The sequence below is a fragment of the Paenibacillus tritici genome (genome assembly GCF_018207515.1).
In the GTDB taxonomy this organism is placed as follows: Bacteria; Bacillota; Bacilli; order Paenibacillales; family Paenibacillaceae; genus Paenibacillus_AQ; species Paenibacillus_AQ tritici.
On the sequence record NZ_CP073365.1, the window covers coordinates 1915092 to 1933420 of the forward strand.

Annotated in this window: 15 protein-coding genes; 11 read left to right on the forward strand and 4 right to left on the reverse strand. The window is 54.7% G+C overall.

Translation table 11 applies throughout. From position 1 onward, the window contains the following. Positions 1-404 precede the first annotated feature (404 nt). The 8 genes from KDC22_RS08150 (at position 405) to KDC22_RS08185 (ending at position 11585) form a co-directional block, all read left to right on the forward strand. Positions 405-2213, forward strand: coding sequence for a cache domain-containing sensor histidine kinase (locus tag KDC22_RS08150; protein ID WP_211722674.1), 1809 nt, complete (start codon positions 405-407; stop codon positions 2211-2213). Positions 2214-2215: 2 nt separating this feature from the next. Further along, positions 2216-3841, forward strand: a complete 1626-nt coding sequence (locus KDC22_RS08155) for a response regulator (RefSeq protein WP_211722675.1) — start codon at positions 2216-2218, stop codon at positions 3839-3841. Between the two features lie 211 nt (positions 3842-4052). Further along, positions 4053-5435 carry an ABC transporter substrate-binding protein gene (locus tag KDC22_RS08160; RefSeq protein WP_211722676.1) on the forward strand — a complete coding sequence of 461 codons (1383 nt, stop codon included), beginning with the start codon at positions 4053-4055 and terminating at the stop codon, positions 5433-5435. Positions 5436-5540: 105 nt separating this feature from the next. Then, entirely contained in the window at positions 5541-6443 is a 903-nt protein-coding gene (locus KDC22_RS08165; protein ID WP_173140897.1) for a carbohydrate ABC transporter permease, read from the forward strand. A gap of 13 nt (positions 6444-6456) precedes the next feature. Next, on the forward strand, positions 6457-7293 hold the full coding sequence (locus tag KDC22_RS08170) for a carbohydrate ABC transporter permease (RefSeq protein WP_211722677.1): 837 nt from the start codon (positions 6457-6459) through the stop codon (positions 7291-7293). A 50-nt stretch (positions 7294-7343) separates the two neighbouring features. Continuing rightward, on the forward strand, positions 7344-8345 hold the full coding sequence (locus KDC22_RS08175; protein WP_173140893.1) for a glycoside hydrolase family 130 protein: 1002 nt from the start codon (positions 7344-7346) through the stop codon (positions 8343-8345). A gap of 9 nt (positions 8346-8354) precedes the next feature. Beyond that, complete coding sequence (locus tag KDC22_RS08180) at positions 8355-8540, forward strand: hypothetical protein (protein ID WP_173140891.1); 186 nt, start codon at positions 8355-8357, stop codon at positions 8538-8540. A 6-nt stretch (positions 8541-8546) separates the two neighbouring features. Next, positions 8547-11585: a glycosyl hydrolase gene (locus KDC22_RS08185; protein ID WP_211722678.1), complete on the forward strand. Its 3039-nt coding sequence runs from the start codon at positions 8547-8549 to the stop codon at positions 11583-11585. On the opposite strand, the gene KDC22_RS08190 is transcribed toward KDC22_RS08185, so the two are convergent. From KDC22_RS08190 to KDC22_RS08200, 3 genes are all read right to left on the reverse strand, one after another. Beyond that, positions 11566-12342, reverse strand: a complete 777-nt coding sequence (locus tag KDC22_RS08190; RefSeq protein ID WP_211722679.1) for a CPBP family intramembrane metalloprotease — start codon at positions 12340-12342, stop codon at positions 11566-11568. The two genes, KDC22_RS08185 and KDC22_RS08190, sit on opposite strands and share 20 nt — an antisense overlap. 194 nt (positions 12343-12536) lie before the next feature. Next, entirely contained in the window at positions 12537-13742 is a 1206-nt protein-coding gene (locus KDC22_RS08195) for an ROK family protein (protein WP_211722680.1), read from the reverse strand. A gap of 206 nt (positions 13743-13948) precedes the next feature. After that, entirely contained in the window at positions 13949-14404 is a 456-nt protein-coding gene (locus KDC22_RS08200) for a CBS domain-containing protein (RefSeq protein ID WP_173140883.1), read from the reverse strand. A 121-nt stretch (positions 14405-14525) separates the two neighbouring features. On the opposite strand from KDC22_RS08200, the gene KDC22_RS08205 reads away from it, so the two are divergent. Further along, complete coding sequence (locus KDC22_RS08205; RefSeq protein ID WP_173140881.1) at positions 14526-14960, forward strand: MarR family winged helix-turn-helix transcriptional regulator; 435 nt, start codon at positions 14526-14528, stop codon at positions 14958-14960. A gap of 82 nt (positions 14961-15042) precedes the next feature. Then, positions 15043-15510, forward strand: a complete 468-nt coding sequence (locus KDC22_RS08210; RefSeq protein ID WP_211722681.1) for a MarR family winged helix-turn-helix transcriptional regulator — start codon at positions 15043-15045, stop codon at positions 15508-15510. A gap of 99 nt (positions 15511-15609) precedes the next feature. Here KDC22_RS08210 and KDC22_RS08215 read toward each other — a convergent pair whose 3' ends face one another. Next, positions 15610-17244, reverse strand: coding sequence for an MDR family MFS transporter (locus KDC22_RS08215; protein ID WP_211722682.1), 1635 nt, complete (start codon positions 17242-17244; stop codon positions 15610-15612). A gap of 205 nt (positions 17245-17449) precedes the next feature. On the opposite strand from KDC22_RS08215, the gene KDC22_RS08220 reads away from it, so the two are divergent. Beyond that, positions 17450-17950: a MarR family winged helix-turn-helix transcriptional regulator gene (locus tag KDC22_RS08220; protein WP_211722683.1), complete on the forward strand. Its 501-nt coding sequence runs from the start codon at positions 17450-17452 to the stop codon at positions 17948-17950. Positions 17951-18329 lie beyond the last annotated feature (379 nt).

An 18329-nucleotide genomic window follows, 5' to 3' on the forward strand; every position in this document is an offset into this window, starting at 1 on the left:
GCCTGCTGCTATTATTAATTTTACCGCTCCAGTTCGACTGGCGGAGATTAAGTGGAAAAAGATCATTTAATTTCCTTGAAATTGACTATTTTATTGAATTAGTTGGAAAAAATACATTTAGTTTCCTTGGATTGGCCTACTTCGGGTGAATTGTCTTGAATAAGTGTCGTTTATCCATCTAATTGTATATGATCGCTTGGCAGCATGAAATTAGGTGTACTATTTCCACTAAATGTTCTTGGACCTTCATTTAAGAAAGTTATGATGGGTTACAGCATACACCTCTCAGCATCCGTTACTCTTGACGCCGGGCGGGGACGCGCCGTATTGTACAAGGGACAAGTGCTGTAAGTCTCCGGTATGATTAGGCAGGTCAGAGAGACGAAGCGGAGGAAGGGTAGAATATGAATACATTCATAGCTTATTGCGGGCAAGTCTGGCGGCAGCTCGCAGGCAGGTATTACCGGATATCAATCAAACAGAGGATTCTGTTTTCTTTTATTGTTCTGATAACGCTATCAATTGGTGCGATGGGCAGCTTCTCTTATTGGACAGCCGCCCAGGAGATTGAGGATAATGCCTATGCCGGCAGCCAGGAGACGGTAAGCAAAACTACCCAGCTGCTCGATTCCCGGCTGAACGATGTAGCCTTGTCCGTGCAGTCCCTGATGCTGAGCGATGCCTACCGGAAGATGATGATTGATGTGTTCAGCCATGAAGTGTCGAATTACTATGTGCATCTGTCGGAGCTGCAATATGTGCTCTCCCAGGCAACGTTCAATCAGCCGATTATCGAGAATGTGCTGATTGTTACGCCGATTGGCGACTTCTATTCCACCACGCAGATCCGTGCGCAGGATAGTTCGTTCTACGGCTCGGAATTATATGATCTCAGCAAGGAGCAGCCGGGCGGCTATTGGGCCAAAGGGCATTATGACCGGTTGTTCACCGGTAACCAGCGGGTGATCTCGTTCGTGGTCCGGGGAATCTATGAATATCCGTATACACCGATCAGCAATGTGTATATTGTGGTCAACATCAAGGAGAGCCGGATTGACGGCCTGCTGAATCAGGGCGGAGAGCCGCTTGGCCGGAATTATTACCTGCTGAGCGGCGAAGGGGATGCGGTGGTAGAATCCCGCTGGCCGTTCCGCGGCAAGTTCCCTTGGAGGCCCATGATGGCGGAGGACGGGGAAGAGGCGTCCGGGCAGGAGCATACCTACCCCTATGACGGCAAGGAGTACCTGGTGAATTACAAAAGATCGGCAGTCTCACCGGACTGGATTATCTCCGGCATGCAGTCGCGGGACCAGCTGCTGGGTAAGCTGCAGCGGGTGCAGCGTACAACGCTGTATGTAATCGGCGTCTTTCTGCTGACCACCTGGCTGATCTCCAATCAGCTGACTTCAGCCCTGCTGAAGCCGCTGTTCAAGCTACGGCGGCTGATGCGCAGGGTGGAGGAGAACCAGCTCAGCGTAGTGTATGAGAGCAGGTACGAGGATGAGATCGCCCAGGTAGGCTTCCAGTTCAACCGGATGATGTCGGAGATCAAGACGCTGATCGAGGATGTGAAGTCCAAGGAGAAGGACAAGCGGCAGGCGGAGCTCCGTGCGCTTACGGCGCAGATGGAGCCGCACTTTCTGTATAATACGCTGAATACGATCTACTGCAAATCGGTCATGGGCGAGAACGACGATGTGAATGAGATGATTCTGGCGCTGTCGCAGATGTTCCAGATCGGCCTCAGCGGAGGCAAGGATCTGATCCCGCTGGAGGATGAGCTGTCCCATGTCCGGCAGTATTTTGCGATTCAGCAGAAATGTTATGAGGATCTGTTTGAATATACCGTAAGCGTGGAGGATGAAGAGCTGCTGGCCTGCCAGATTCCGAAGATCATGCTGCAGCCGGTTGTGGAGAACAGCATCCAGCACGGCTTCAGCGACCGGTCCGGGGGTGGAAGAATTGACATTACGGTGGGCAGGGAGCAGGGCATGCTGCATATTTGCCTTGAGGACAATGGGCGGGGACTGGATGCCGCGAGCGTGAAGCAGGGCATGAACACTGCACCCTTGTCCCAAAAAGGCTACGCCCTGTTCAACATCAGGCACCGGCTGGCGTTGTATTACGGGGCTGACGCCCGCATGGAAATAGACGGAGCACCGGGCAAGGGAGCGCGGACGGATCTATGGATTCCGCTGGGGGAGGAGAGATAAAGATGGAACAGGAGCTGGACAGGTTCAAGCTGTGTATTATCGACGATATCAGAAGTGTAGTGGAGATGATCTCCCGTAAGCCGGCCTGGCAGGAGCACGGCATTGAGGTCTCCGGCACCGCGCTGGACGGAGAAGAGGGGCTGCGGTTGATCCGTGAGACCCGGCCCGACATTGTGCTGACCGATATCCGCATGCCGAGAATGGACGGGCTGCAGATGACCCGGGCGATACTGGATTTTCTGCCGGACTGCAAGATTATTATTCTTAGTGCCTATTCCGAGTTCTCCTATGCCCAGGAAGCGATCCGTCTGGGTGCGCTTGATTTCGTGAAGAAGCCTTTTTCCCTGGATGAGATTGTGAATGTGGTGCTGAAGGCGAAGGAGCTGTGTCTGCAAGAGCGGCAGAAGGCGGCCAGGCTTGCCGTGATGGAATCCAAAATCAAAGAAAGCATGCCCATACTGCGCCAGGAATACCTGACCTTCCTGCTGCATCATCAGACGACGGAGGCAGATGCCCGGTCCAGATGGGCTTATCTGGATATCCCCCTTGCACAGCATGATTTCTTCGTGTTTGTTGCCGAGATTGATCACTTCGCGGAGAAGCTTATGGGCCAGCCTGTACAGGAGATCGAGCTGCTGCGGTTCAGCCTGCATAATATTCTCGAAGAGACCATTACCGCCTGGACCCGCGGAGTGATCATCCGTGAAGATACCGACCGCTATGTCTGCATTATCAACGGCTCAGACCCGGACACCGCCGTGCGGATCACGGAGGCCTGCTGCATGAACGTAAGCCAATTCTCGCGCAATACACTTTCGGTCGGCATGGGGCTGGGCGTATCTTCGATACATGAACTGGCAACGGCATACAGGCAGGCGCTCAGCGCACTGGGGTATCATTTCTATACCGGCGGCAACGGTGTGTACAACTACGGCGATATCGAGAATAAGCCGCTCGCGCTTCACAGCTATTCCGCAGCCGCCGAGCAGGAGCTGCTGTTCGCCCTGCGTTCCGGGAATAGCGGCAAAAGCCTGCAGGTGCTGGATCAGCTGTTCGCAGAGCTGCTGGACAATGAGTTGCTGCCCGAGCCGCGTTATGTTGAAAGCGTGGGCTATGAGCTGAGCTTCCGGATCTGCCGCGTTATGCTGGAGCAGTTCCCGTATGAGCAGGTAGGGCCGCTGGAGCGCAGCATTGAAGTGATGAGGAACCGCATACATCCGTCCCTGCAGGATATCCGCGGTCTGCTTGACCACCTGTGCCGGGCGGCCTGCTCCCTGGTGGAGGAAGCGCGCTCCGTAGAATCCACGCGGATTATTCAGCAGGCCAAGGCGTATATCCGGGATCATCTGAACACCAGTCTGTCGCTGGAGCAGGTCGCGAGGCAGATCAGCCTCAGCCAGGGCTATTTTTCCAATCTGTTCAAGAAGGTGCAAGGGGTCTCGTTCCAGCAGTATGTGATGCATGAGAAGATGGAGAAGGCCAAGACGATGCTGATTGACGGCCTGCAGGTGCAGGAGATCGCCCTCGATCTTGGTTATGAGCACAGGCGGTACTTCAGCGAGGTGTTCAAGAAGTACACGGGCATGACCCCGTCGGAGTTCAAACTGCATTACCTGGGCAAAGATTAAGAGGGACAAGGGAGGGATTTCCGCCGTGGCGGGGATTCGCTCCCTTTTGTGTACAGGGACGCTTCAGGGGCTTCAGCCTGTCAGCAGCTCTGGCAACTCCCGCAAAAACCTGCCCTCAATGTGGGCTTACCCGCCTTATGTGTAAGCGCTGCTCATTCTATAATCAGGTTGTAAGTTAATTTCAGCAGCGATAAATAAGGGGGCACTACCAATGATGAAGCGTACGCTTATGACCTCTGTAAGCCTGGTTCTGGCACTTGGCCTGGCAGCCTGCGGCAACGGTAACAATGCAGCAGAAGGCACAGGAGATGCAGGGACAGGCGGTTCAGGTTCAGGGGCAAAGACTAAAATCAGCTACTGGACGGGCGACCGCCATGATGCCGAATTTGTGAAAGAACAGGTTGCCAAGTTCAACGAAACCAACACCGACGGAATTGAGGTGGAGCTGGTCGTGAAGGGCGACGACTTCGATACGGCGCTGGATCTGTCCTTTCAGACCTCGGATGCGCCGGATGTGATCCGGGTGAAGGAGAATACCATCCAGACGTTCTACAAAAAAGGCTTCCTGGCTCCTATTGATGAATTCCTCACCGATGAGCTGAAGACGAAGTTCCCGGCTATGCCGGATCTGAACGAATTCGAAGGTAAACGTTACAGTCTGCCGAACTACGGAACAACAATGCGTCTGGTGTACAACAAGGACCTGTTCGCCAAAGCAGGCATTGAGCATCCGCCGACTACCCTGCAGGAGCTGGTGGATACAGCCAAGAAGCTGACGGAAGCGGGCAAGGCGGACGGCGCTTACGGCTTTGCACAGAATTTCAAGAGTCCGGGCAGTGCGTTCGCGCGTTCGGCGCGGGTCATTGCGGAGTTGAGCGGCTTCGGCGGCTTCGGGTATGACTTCAAGACCGCACGGTACGACTTCAGCGGCTTCGAGCCTATTATCAATGCGTTCAAGCAGATTAAGGATGACGGCAGCATGCTTCCGGGCGTAGAATCCCTGGATATCGATCCGCTGCGGGCACAGTTCGCGGAAGGCAAGATCGGGATGTATCTGTCCTACTCCTCCGAGCCGGGCGTCTACAAGAATCAGTTCCCGGCCAAAATTGACTGGGCAGCAGCACCGGCTCCTACGATCGACGGCAATGTGAAGGGCGCTTCCGGCTTCCTCGGCGGCCAATGGCTGGGTCTGAGCTCCAAATCGGAGAATAAGGAAGCGGCATGGAAGTTCATGCAGTTCATGTATGAAGATCAGGTGCTGACGGATTATCAGGAAAAAGGCTTCGGTATCTCCATGGTTCCATCGGTCAGCTCGGTAGCCAAAACGCCGGATGTAAGCGGTATTGAAGGGTTCCTGCCGAACAAGTATGACGGGGTATGGCCGGTCTATCCGGCGGTTGCTCCCGAGGGCATGAAATCGGATGACGCCTTCTTCAAGTACATGCTCAACGGCGGCGATCTGAAGGCGATTATCGCTGACCTCAACAAACGTTACAATACAGCGCTGGACAGCGCAATTCAGAATGATGGTGTAAAAGCTGAGCCCGATGCCAGCTTCGATCCGGCCAGCCTGGGCGGCAAGTTCGCCAAATAATCAGCGGTTGAGCATACAGATACAGGTCAGGGCAGCGGGGATGGGGAAGAAGTCTTCTCCATCCTCCTGCCCTGACCGCAAGGGAAAGGAGCCGGAAGAGACCCTATGAATAAAACAAAAAATGCCTTATTCTCATACAGCTTTATCTTTCCAAGTGCCTTGCTGACACTTGTACTCGGAATCTATCCGATTGCCTGGGCGTTCCGCTACATGTTCTATGACTATAAGGGTTATGGAGCCGCCCGGTTTACCGGGCTGGATAACTTCAGCCGCATCCTGAAGGACACCCAGTTCTGGGATTCGGTTGTGAATACGTTCATCTATGCAGGAGGCAAGCTGCTGATCACCATTCCGCTGGCTCTGCTGCTGGCCGCCATTCTGAACCGCGGGCTGCGGGGCAGACAATTGCTGCGGGGGATTTTTTTCATGCCGACCGTCATCAGTACAGCTGTTATGGCCGTAGTGTTCTTCACCATATTCAACTCCTATAACGGAATTCTGAATCAGTTCCTGATCAAGTTCAATCTGTCGGACACCGGCGTTGACTGGCTGGGGCCGAAGTATGCGATGCTCACCGTCATTCTCGTGGCAGCGTGGGGGGCGGTCGGAAACTATATGCTGCTCTTCCTCGCCGGTCTGCAGAATATTCCTGAAGATGTGTATGAGGCCTCTTCCCTGGACGGGGCAGGCAGAATCCAGCAGTTCCGCTATGTAACGCTGCCGATGCTGGGTCCGGTCATGCAGATGGTTATCATGCTGGCAATTATTACAGCCTTGAAGGGCTACGAGAGTATCATGGTCCTGACCGAAGGCGGTCCGGTAGGCAAGACTGAGGTGATGTTCCTGTACTTATACAAATTATTCTTCCCTGTCGGCGGCGGCAGTGCGGCGGTTCAGGTACAGGAGTTCGGATATGGCAGTGCGGTCGCCTTCGTGTCCGCGCTAATCGTAGGGATGATTTCACTCATTTATTTCTATGCATCCAGACGAATGAATCAGACCGATTGAGGAGAGACGCGAGATGAGAATAAGAACCATACTGGGCAACACTGTGCTCTGGATATTTTTGCTGGCTTTTGCTTGTATAACCCTGATTCCGGTCGTGATTACGATACTGGGCTCCTTCAAAACGAATGCCGAGCTGACCACCGGAGCAACCTTCCTGCCAAGCAGCTGGCATGTCTCCAACTATTCCGAAGCCTGGGAACAGGCGAACTTCTCCAGGTACACCCTGAACAGCCTGATCATCTCCCTGTCGGCGGTGGTCGGCACATTGCTGGTCTCATCCATGGCGGCTTATGTGGTGGACCGGATGGATTTTGTCGGCAAAAAAATATATATCGGCCTGCAGTCCTTCACCATGTTCGTTGCCGTGGGGGCGGTAGTGCTGCGTCCGCAATTCGATCTGATGGTCAAGCTTCATCTGCACAGCAGTCTCTGGGGGGTCATTCTGATCCTGATCTCCGCGCATGCTTCCATCTTCTTCATTCTGCTCAGCTTCATGAAGGGGATTCCCAGAGAGCTGGATGAAGCCGCGCTGATTGACGGCAGTTCGCTGGGCCGGACCTTCTGGAGAATCATACTGCCGCTGCTGGGACCGGGACTCGGCGTAGGCGCCTTATTCACCTTCCGGGGCGCATGGAATGAATATCTGCTGCCGCTGGTATTCACCATGACCAAGCCGGAGCTGCAGACGCTGACCGTTGGCCTGGCGAACCTGAAATACGGGATATCGGCGGCATCCCAGACCCACTACATGATGGCAGGCGCCTGCTTATCCATCCTGCCGATTCTCGTCGCCTATCTGTTTGCCAACAAGTCCTTTATGCAGATGACGGCGGGTTCCCTCAAAGGGTAGATGCCTGCTGATGCTGTATGAGCTTAACTATATTCAAGGAGGTACACCCCATGACATTACAGGTTCCTGCTATTCTGCAATCCGCCCCGTTCATTCAGCGCTATCCGGGGAATCCGGTGCTGGATGCATCCAAGGTCCCTTACCCTACCGCACTGGTATTCAATGCCGGTGTAACGAAATTTAACGGCAAATACGTGATGATCTTCCGCAACGATTACGGCTCGCTGGACGAACAGACGATTGAGCCGCATCATACGACCGATCTCGGCATTGCATACAGTGATGACGGGGTGACCTGGACAGCCGGCCCGAAGCCGGTATTCAAAATGCATGACGAAGAGATTATCCGCGCCTACGACCCGCGCCTGACGGTGATCGGCGGACGCTGCTATATGTGCTTTGCCGTCGATACGAAGCATGGCATCCGCGGCGGAATTGCCGTGACCGATGATCTGGAGCATTTCGAGGTGCTCAGCCTGTCCACACCGGATTTGCGCAATATGGTGCTGTTCCCGGAGACAATCGGCGGCCGTTATGTCCGGCTGGAGCGTCCCTTCACCGTATACAGCCGCGGGGGGCAGGACCGCTTCGATGCGTGGATCTCTGAGTCCCCGGATCTCAGATATTGGGGGAATTCCAGCCTGCTGCTTGCTGTCGAGCAGGTGCCGTTCGCCAATGACAAGGTCGGTCCGGCTGCGCCTCCGGTCAGAACGGACAAGGGCTGGCTGACCACCTTCCATGCGGTGGATATCGACCCGGCAAGAGGCAAGCACGGCTGGGAGCCTACCTGGAAGAAACGGTATACCGCTGGCATCATGCTGCTGGATCTGGAAGATCCGCGTAAGATTATCGGCATGGCCAGGCAGCCGCTGCTGGCACCGGAGACGGATTATGAGATTGACGGGGGCTTCCGCAATCATGTTATTTTTCCGGGCGGGATGATTCTGGAGGATAACGGTGAGGTCAAAATCTACTACGGCTCTGCGGATACAATTGAATGCCTGGCTACGGCCCATGTGGACGATCTGATCAGCTACTGCCTGAAGGGCTGAGGACGGGCGTTGAGCAAGCTGTGGGAGAAGCTGGCCAATCCTGCGGCAGAATACCGGTCTGCACCGCTCTGGTCCTGGAATGACAAGCTGGAGCCGGCCGAGCTGAAGCGGCAGATCGAAGAGATGCATGCAGCCGGGATCGGCGGGTTCTTCATGCACGCCCGCAGCGGACTACAGACCCCGTATATGGGCTAAGCCTGGATGGAGGCGATCCGCCTCTCGATTGTGAAGAGCCGGGAGCTGGGCATGAACGCCTGGTTCTATGATGAGAACGGCTGGCCCAGCGGCTTCGCGGACGGTGAGGTTCCGGCCAAAGGCATTGCCTATCAGCAGAAGATACTGGCCTGGGAGAAGCCGCCGTTCCATTATCCGGTGGAGAGGGCAATTGCCTGCTATTCACTTGATGCAGCTTCCGGCGAGTACCGTCTGCTGCCGCCCGAAGAGAGCGGTACTGCGGATCTCGCCATGTATTATGAGGTGAATCCGCATTATACCGATACGCTAAGCAAGCTGGCGGTAGGTGAGTTCATTACAGCCGCCTACGAACGGTACTGGGAGGAGTTCGGCAAGCTGGAGGCGGAAGGTGCTGCCTTGCCGGGCATTTTCACGGATGAGCCGCAGTTCGCCAGAGGCAGGCTGCCGTGGTCCTTCGAGCTGGAAGAGGCATTCGCCTTGCGGAGCGGTTATACGGTGCAGGAGATTCTGCCTGCGCTGTTCTTCCCCCAGCACCGCTCAAACAAAGCGCGATATGATTACTGGAGCACGGTGACTGCCATGTTCACCGAAGCCTATGCCAAGCAGATCGGCGATTTCTGCGCCGCCAAGGGCTGGGCAGCCACGGGTCATGTGGTCGACGAGCAGGAGCTGATGCATCAGGTTACTTCCGTCGGCGATCCTATGGCCTTCTACGAATATTTGCAGATTCCCGGCTGCGACTGGCTGGGCCGGTTCGTCGGGGAGGAGCCACTGGTTCCGAAGCAGGTCAGCTCGGCGGCCCGCCAGACCGGGAAGCAGCGGACAATTACCGAGAGCTTCGGCTGCTCCGGCTGGAATGTCAGCTTCCAGGATCTGAAGCGGATCGGGGAGTGGCAGTTCGTCCACGGCATCAATTTCCTCTGCCAGCATCTGCAGGGCTATTCGCTCCGGGGGCTGCGCAAGCGTGATTATCCGCCGTCCCTGTTCTATCAGCAGCCGTGGTGGAAGGATTACCGGGGCTTCAACGACTACTTCGCCCGGCTGTCGATGATTCTGGCGGAAGGAACGGGCCGCGCGGAGGTGCTGCTGCTTCACCCGGTAAGGTCCGCGTGGCTGGCCCAATGCGGAGAGGACACTTCGGCGATTGTGCCTTATCATGAGGCTTTTGCCCTGCTGAGCCGCTGGCTCTGCCAGGCGCTTATCGAGCATGATTACGGCAGTGAGAGTATTATTGCGCGGCATGGCCGCGTAAGCGAAGGACAGTTCATCATCGGGGAGGCGGCGTACCGCACCGTGATTATTCCGCCGAGTCTGACGCTGGACCGGGTAACAGCAGCGCTGCTGGAGGAGTTCGTTAAGCAGGGTGGTCATCTGGTTGCCTGTGGACCTGTTCCGGCACTAGTGAGCGGAGAGGACAGCGGGCAGCTGGAACGGCTGCTACTGCATGCGGTTCAGCCGGAATGGAATTCGGAAGCACTGCGCGGCGCGGTAACAGCGCTCTCTGCACCCTTCGTGCAGATTACCGGTGAGGCAGGCAGGAAGCTTGCATCCGATACGCTGAATGTACGGTCGGTGACTCTGGAAGATTCGGTGGTCTATTATATCGTCAATTCCGGGACGGAAGGCTGCGGCCATGTGAACATCGAGCTGCGCCAGCGGGGCCGGGTATCCCTAATAGACCCGGAAACCGGGAGCATCACTGAACTGGATAGCGAGGCTTCTGCACAAGGCACGCGGGTTGTCTTGCCGCTCTATGCAGCGCATTCCCTGCTGCTGAAGGTGGACGAGTACGGTGATGCGGATGAAGTAAGGGAGATAGATGAGAGTATGGAAGCGGCAGAGAGCCGGGAGGTAGTGGAGAGTGAGGAAGCGGCGGAAGGCCGGGAGGTAGCGGGAAGTGAGGAAGCAGCTGTAGCACTGGAGCTTGGCCCGGAATGGATAGTTGCTGCCGCTGACCTGAACAGTCTGACGCTGGATACCGCCCGGATGCGGCTGGATGGCGGCGAGTGGTCCATTGAGCAGCCGGTTATCTTCATTCAGGAGCAGCTGCTGGCATATGGCCGGGCAGCGGCCGTTGAGCTGGAGTTCCGTTTCCAGGCGGATTCCAGTCTGCTGGAGGTGCAGGAGCTTTATCTGGCTCTGGAGCAGCCTGAAGAGATGGAACTGCTGCTGAACGGACAGCTGCTGTCTCCGGCGGATTGCGGCTGGTGGCGGGATATCTCCTTCCGCACCCTGCCTATCGCCGGAAAGGTAGTTGCTGGAGAGAATATCCTGCAATGGAGTACCCGGTTCAGTCCCAGCGGTGAGCTGCTTGCCAAGCTTGAGAAGGCGAAGCAGTTTGAAGCGGAGGGCAATAATCTGACGATGGACCAGGAGTTTGAGAGTATATATATTGTTGGCGCTTTTGGCGTAGAATCTGCTGCGCCATATACGTACGGAGAGCGGCGTGCAGTGTTTACGGAAGGACCTTTTAAGCTGACAGCACTGCCCGGGTCCGTAACAACCGGTGATCTGGTCCAGCAGGGCTTCCCGTTCTTTGCCGGCACCCTCACGCTTGAGCAGAACGTTCATATTAATGAAGGCGCAGCACTTCCGGCAAGCTGGTCCTTCCAGTCACCGCCGGACACCATTGTGTCCCGGCTGTTCATCAACGGTACAGAGGTGCGGAGATTCCTGTGGGAGCCGTACACCGCAGGTATTTCGGGGCTGCTGCATGCAGGAGAGAACCGGATACGGCTGGAACTGACCGGCAGCAGCTGCAATCTGCTCGGGCCGCATCATCATATTCAAGGTGAGGTCTACAAGTTAGGTCCGGGCAGCTTCAAGGATAAGCCCGGCTGGACCGACAAAGACCTGGAGCCGGAGACCATGTCTATCAGGACCGCTACGCCTTTGTCCGCTTCGGATTATCTTCGGCACCTGTGCTCCGGGGCTAAGTCCCTTAAACAACAGCAAGGCAGCAGTTATCCCTTACCGGGAAGCGGCTGCCTTGTATTTGTTGCTTCGGTAAGATCCCTGACCCACACTAGTATGGAAGACCCATGAAGCAGAACCGGATGACGTCCACAATCCCGTGGGCGAGCATAGCGGAGGTCAGATCCCGCTTCCTTTGCAGCACAGCAAAGGGTAGACCGAACAATATGACATACATAAGTATAGTGACGATCCCTGGAATAATTCCCCCATTAATGAAGCTGTCCGGAGTATGTACTAGCACATGCGGGATAATCATCATGAACCAGACGGTGAATTTCTGGGCTCTGGTTTCGATTTTGCCGTGTAGCATAGAGAGGCAGAGGGCATAGAACAAGGCGCGCAAAGCGATTTCTTCATAAATGGCCGGACTGAGTGCGACTTTGAAATAGGCCAGCCTGATGCTGTAACCGTCCAGGCTGCTGCCGCTCAGCATTAAGTTGATGATCCCCAGAAGGACGCCTACCGCAATACCGGTGAGCAGACTCACTGCTACTGATTTCTTACTTGCAGTATTCAAGAAGACAAGCTTTAAGCTGTTATATCTGTTGAAAGTACTAAACACAGCCAGCGATGCAAATAGAGTGATGATGCTTACTTCTATCATGGAGAAAAGAGATAGGTTAATATAGGCCGCAGCGACAGCAAGGGCTAACAGTAGAGAGATCAGGATCTGCCGCTTCAGGGGCAGCTTGTTCTTAATAAGCAATACCAAACTGATGAGGAATGCCCACACGCCGAGCAGAAGCCACATTCTGGCTGTTGGCATAGGATTGTCACTGTGGATGCCGAAATTCAGGATAAACAGCAATAGGAATACACCAAACATTATCCAAACAGCTAACAGGTTACTCTTGGTAGTCACACATTCGTTCTCCTTCCAGATTACACATTTATTTGTATGCGGACTGGATCATTCTATCTTTATAAGGATTAGGCGGAAACGAATTAAGTCACTCCTGCGGAAATAACAACAGGGGCTGACCCAAGCCTTCTCACGGCTATCGGGTCAGCCCCTGTTCCCTAATTCGTCAGCTCCTGCAGCACCATAGCGCAAGCACCCGCTGCCACGGAGCGTTCACCCAGTCTGCTGCGGGTGAAGCGGACATTATACTGCTCGCGGTAATAGGTCCGCTCAAGGGCGATCCGGGTCGCCTCCTGATAGAAATCCTCTGCCGCGAGGAACAGCGGGCCGCCGAGGATGACCTCCTCGGGGTGAAGGATATTGATCAGATTCGCCAGCCCGATACCGCAGTAGACGGCCATCTCATTGAATAACCGGACCACCACAGGGTCGCGGGCCTGGAGCGCTTCTATCAAATGAGCGAACTCCAGCTGCTCCGCACTCTCTGCCAGGCCGTGGAGCAGCCCGCTGCTGCCCAGCCGCCACGCATCGCGCGCCTGTCTCTCCAGGGTCTGGACGGACACGTAGCTCTCCCATGCCCCGGCGTTGCCGCCGGGAATATGCGGCGGCAGACCGGAGCCTTCAATGATCATCTGCCCGACAGCTCCCTCGGTATCAATCATGCCATAGAGCAGCCGTCCATCATTCATGATGGCGGAGCGCAGGCCGATTCCGGCATGGAGGTAGAGCAGATGATGCTGCATCCGGTTGCTGCTGGCCCAATATTCGCCGAGCAGGGCCGTGTTGGCTCCATTATCCAGATATACCGGCACACCCAGCCGCTGTTCCAGCTCCTCCTTAATAGGTACCTGCGACCAGCCCGGGGCCGCGAACCGCGCCGGATTCAGAATCACTCCGGCTCTGCGGTCCAGCGGACCGACGGCACCAATGCCAAGTCCGGCGACCCGGCTAAAGTCAAGGGAGACTGAGGCCAGCATACGCTGCGCCTCTTCCTGAAGGGATTCCATCAGATGCTCCGGGGTAAGCCCGGCATCCATATTCCAGGTATATTCGCCCAGCAGCTGCAGATGAAAGTCCATCAATAACAGCTTAGCGCGGGTCCGGGAGATCTCCAGCCCCAGCAGATAGGCATAGGCCGGGTTGGTCTCATAGAGGATAGGACGGCGGCCCCCGGTAGATTCGCCGAAGCCGACTTCAATCAGCAGTTCCATGGACAGCAGTTCGTCCAGTATTCGTGTTAACGTGCTTATGGTCAGTCCGCTTTCGTCCAGCAGACTTTGTTTGGAGACGGTACCGTGTTTTCTTATGGTGAGATAGATTTCCCTGGCTTTGGGATTGGCAATAACTTCATGAATAAGCAGCACAGACGGTTCTCTCCTTATGAATATACTTCACCTGATGAGCAGACTACAGCTGCTTCAACAATGACACAAAAAGCAAGGTGCCGCAACTGGCCTAAGGAGAGAGGCGGGTGAGGATATAAGGGTGGTGTTCATGCGGTGGCGGAGACGCTTCAGCAGCGGGCAGCGCTGCTAGAGCTGCTAAAGCTGTCCCGTAGGAGGGGCCTGGGCTAGAGCAGCGCCTTGAAGGAATGGCGGATGACATCGCCGCGGCTGATAATACCCACCAGCACACGGTTCCGCTCCACGGGAACTTTTTTGATCTGCTTTTTGCCGAGAATGGTTGCGACCCGCTCAATATCTTCCTCCGAATGTACGGTGATTACCTTCTTCTTGGCGATGGCCATAACGTTCAGGCTCAGCAGCTTGCGCGTCCGTTCCTCGAACTCATCATTATCCCCGACAAACACGTTGATCTGGAAAAAAGAATCCACAATCAGATCCTCATGCCTGCCGATATAGCGCATAATATCTCCGTCACTCAAATAGGCGACAATCTCGTTCCGGTCATTAACTACAGGCATGCCGCTGATCCGGTGAGCAATACATTTCTCGATAAAAGTCCGTACCGTGTCTTCCTGCTTGACCTTGTAGACCTGGCGGATCATGAACTCATGGGCTTTCATAGTATAGGTTCCCCCTGAAAAGTATCTCATGCACAAATAAGTTGCATAATGAAAGTATATACTTGTATTATACAAGTGGAGTGATTGATGTCAATGAAGAAAGAGAAGGGGATGGGACTGCATGGAGAAACGTTCAATTGAGACGATAGAGCTGGAAATGGCGGTTCTTGTCCGCCGTCTGACTTCGCTTACCACGTACAAAAAAATCGGCAATCTCGACCGTGCGGCCTATCTGCTGCTGCATCAGATTGCTTTTAATAACGGAACCGCAGGGGTAAAGGTCATCTCCGATGAATTCCAGCTGGATATATCGACTGTCAGCAGACAAGCTGCCGCGCTGGAGAACAAGGGGTATATCACCCGGATACCGGACCCTGAGGACGGCCGGGCTTATTTGCTGCAGATTACAGAGCTTGGCGGGGAGATTCTGGACGAGAACCGGCAGGTACGGCAGGAAATTATGGGCAAGCTGCTGATGAACTGGTCGGATGAAGAGGGGGATTCCTTCGGCGAGCTGCTGCGCAAATTCAATGCGACTTTTCTGGAAGAGGATTAGATAGGGCGGAGCCGTCTCCTGAGTGGAGGGTTGGGGCTGTTTTGGGCTATACTTAAGTCAATAAAGCTTATGGGGTGTACCGATGAACGAAGATAAATATGAACATATTGATGATTTAATGGAGGCCTTTCAGCAGTTTGCCCGGATGAATTGGCGCAAGACGACGCTCTGGGGGCTGAAGCCGAGTGAAATCCGTGTGCTGGTCTCGATCAAGAAGGGCATGGAGCAGGAAGGGGGCAAGGGGCGGACGGTGTCCGATATCAGCAAGCTCCTCAAGGTGACTTCTCCCACGGTCACGCAGATGGTGAACAGCCTGATTGCCCAAGGGTACGCTGTCCGCACGCCGGATAGCCAGGACCGCAGAATCAGCGACATTACGCTAACGGACAAGGGAGCGCATCTTGCGGATATGGCAGTGGCGAAATCCCGGGAGACCTTCCGGGGAATGATTGATCATCTCGGCAAAGAACAGAGCGAGACCTTAAGCGAGCTGCTGAACGGGGTGTACGAATATTTCGAGCAGTTGAACAGCGAGCAGAATGATAACTGAACAGTAGTTTTAAGCATTTATACTAAAAGAGATGTCCCGCAGCTTCAAGCTGTTCCGGGACATCTCTTTGTTGTTTATAAGGATTAACTTGTGAATCTGTTAACGCCCGGCAGGCGCAGTCTTCTTCCGCAGCTTGCTTCCTGCACCGGCTTCCTCCACAGCAGCTACTGTCTTGGATTCGCTGGAACGCAGCGGAATCTCCTTCAGGAACAGAACAAGCACGGCTGCAATAACGAGCAGCGCAGTACCGCTCAGGAACACTACCGTCAGGGAGTCGCTCAGCGCTCCGCGCACCATCTCAATCAATTGATTGAAGAGCGGCCGGATCTGCTCCGGCAGCGAGGTATGCAGCTCCTTCAGCTTAGGCTGGTCGAGCAGCAGCTGCGGGTTCATGAAGGCTGTAAGCTGCTTACCGGCTTCAGGATCAAGCTTGGACAGGTCAGGGCCTTGGCCTGAGGCTACCGCAGATTCCAGCTTATGCGTAAGTGTGGTGTTCATCACGGTACCCATAACGGCAATCCCGATGGTTCCGCCAAGGTTGCGGAACAGGGTGTTGGTAGCGGTAGCCACGCCCAGCATCTGCGGAACCACGGCGTTCTGTACGGTCAGCGTGAATACCGGCATGGCCAGCCCGAGGCCGATCCCGAACACAACCATGCTGGCTACAGCCATGACGATGCTGTTCATGAAGGCCATCATGATCATGGCGGCGACCATGAACGGCATACCGATCATGGCATAACGCTTGTATTTGCCGGATTTGGAGATCCAGCGGCCGGCCAGTGTGCTGAGCACAATCATCATCAGCGACATCGGCATGTTGATGAAGCCGGAGTTGGTCGGCGACACGCCCTCGACCCCCTGCACGAAGAACGGCAGATAGATCATGGCGCCCATCATGCCCGCATTCATCAGGAACCCGATAATCATCGAGATGGTGACAATCGAATTCTTGAACAGGGAGAGCGGCAGCACCGGGCTCTTGGCTTTGCGCTCAATCCATATCAGAATGACTGCGCCAATAATGGCTGCCGCGAACAGTCCGAGAATCTCCGGTGAACTCCAGGCATATTTGGTGCCTGCCCAGGAGAAGCCGAGCAGCAGGGCGACGATGCTGAGGGACAGGAAGATGGAACCCGCATAGTCAATCGTTTCGGAAGCGGCGCGCGTGCTTTTCGGGAACATTCTCAAGATCATAACGAACGCTACAATACCGAGCGGCAGGAAGATCCAGAAGATCCAGCGCCAATTCATATGATCGACCATGAATCCGCCCAGGGTAGGCCCGATTACGCTGGAGAATCCGAAGATGGCCATCATAATTCCCGTCCACTTCGCCCTTTCCCGGGGAGCGAACAGGTCACCTACGGCAGTGACGGTGGCCGACATCAGAATCCCGCCGCCGACGCCCTGTATCCCGCGGTAGGTGATCATCTGGTAGATGTTGTCGGACAAGCCTGACAGGAAGGCCCCGATGATGAAAATAACGATCCCGCCGAGCAGGAAGGGCTTGCGGCCGTAGATATCGGATAACTTACCGACCAGCACCGTCGCAATGGTGGAGGTCAGCATATAGATGGTAATTACCCAGGTGTAATGCTCAATTCCGCCCAGAATGGCAATAATCCGGGGCATCGCGGTGCTGACAATCGTCTGATTGATCGCCGCGAAGAACATTGCCGCCATTAAGGCGACCATAATGGTTACTTTCTTTTTTTGCGTGAGATGCTCCATGGCAGGGTATTCTCCTTTGATCCTGTACGTATTATAGTTTGGCATAGTATGATATTCTAATTAGGTAGCCAAACTACCTTTTATGTATAATACACAAATATTTTGAACATCACAATATTTTTATTTTTGTCAGCGGAGAATCGCGGTTTGTATTGATTTTCACATGTTAGGTAAGTAATCTAATGATATAGATCGGAGGTGTCTTATGAGTATTCAGGACAGCCGGGAGAGGCAGCTGCTTATCACACTGGAAAATATAAAACGCCTAAGCCCCCGTCAGCAGGGCATGGACTCTATCCCGCATGGAGAATTCGTCACGATGTTTGCCATTCATGCAGCCATGAAGCAACAGGAGGCGGATGAACAGGAACAGGGAGGCCCGTGCCGCGGCCTGATGGTCTCCCGGTTAAGTGAGCTGATGCAGGTCAGCCGGCCGACCGCTTCACAAATGGTCAGCACGCTGGAAGAGAAGGGCTACATTGAACGTATAATGTCCGAAACCGACCGCAGGGTCATCTATATCTGCCTGTCGGCCAAAGGCCAGGCGGTATTCGGCAGCAGAATGGACCGCTACTCGGATGTGCTGTCCGAGATTATTGATAAGGTGGGCGGCGAGGAGATTGATCAGCTGATCTCCACCTGCGGCCGACTGCTGGAAGCCGTCAACGAAGTGCGGCCCCGGATGATGGGGAATCCGTCCGAATGAGCCGTGAATTTCACATTTGTTAACCGTCTGATTTCAGGCGGTTTTTGTGTTGCTTGAAGTAGCGCAGATTGTGCCAATGTCCTCTCCGCAGCAGACCCTTTCTGTTTGGCCCAACCGTATGGAAGAGAAGGGCAGAGGGCAGCTAAGTGGAAAAACGGCATCTAATAACGCAGAAATCTCTGTATACGGTAGATTAGTTGGAGAAACAGCACTTGCTGCCACCCGGATCGGAGAAAAGCGAGGGAAGAGGAAAAATTAGGTGGAGAAAATCCAACTAAAATCGGTAAGGCTACCCGTGAGGTCTTAGGAAGTGGAGGAAATCCAGCTAATCCCCGAACGCCATTCACCGTCACAAGGAGTAATAACTGCAGGGAATCTG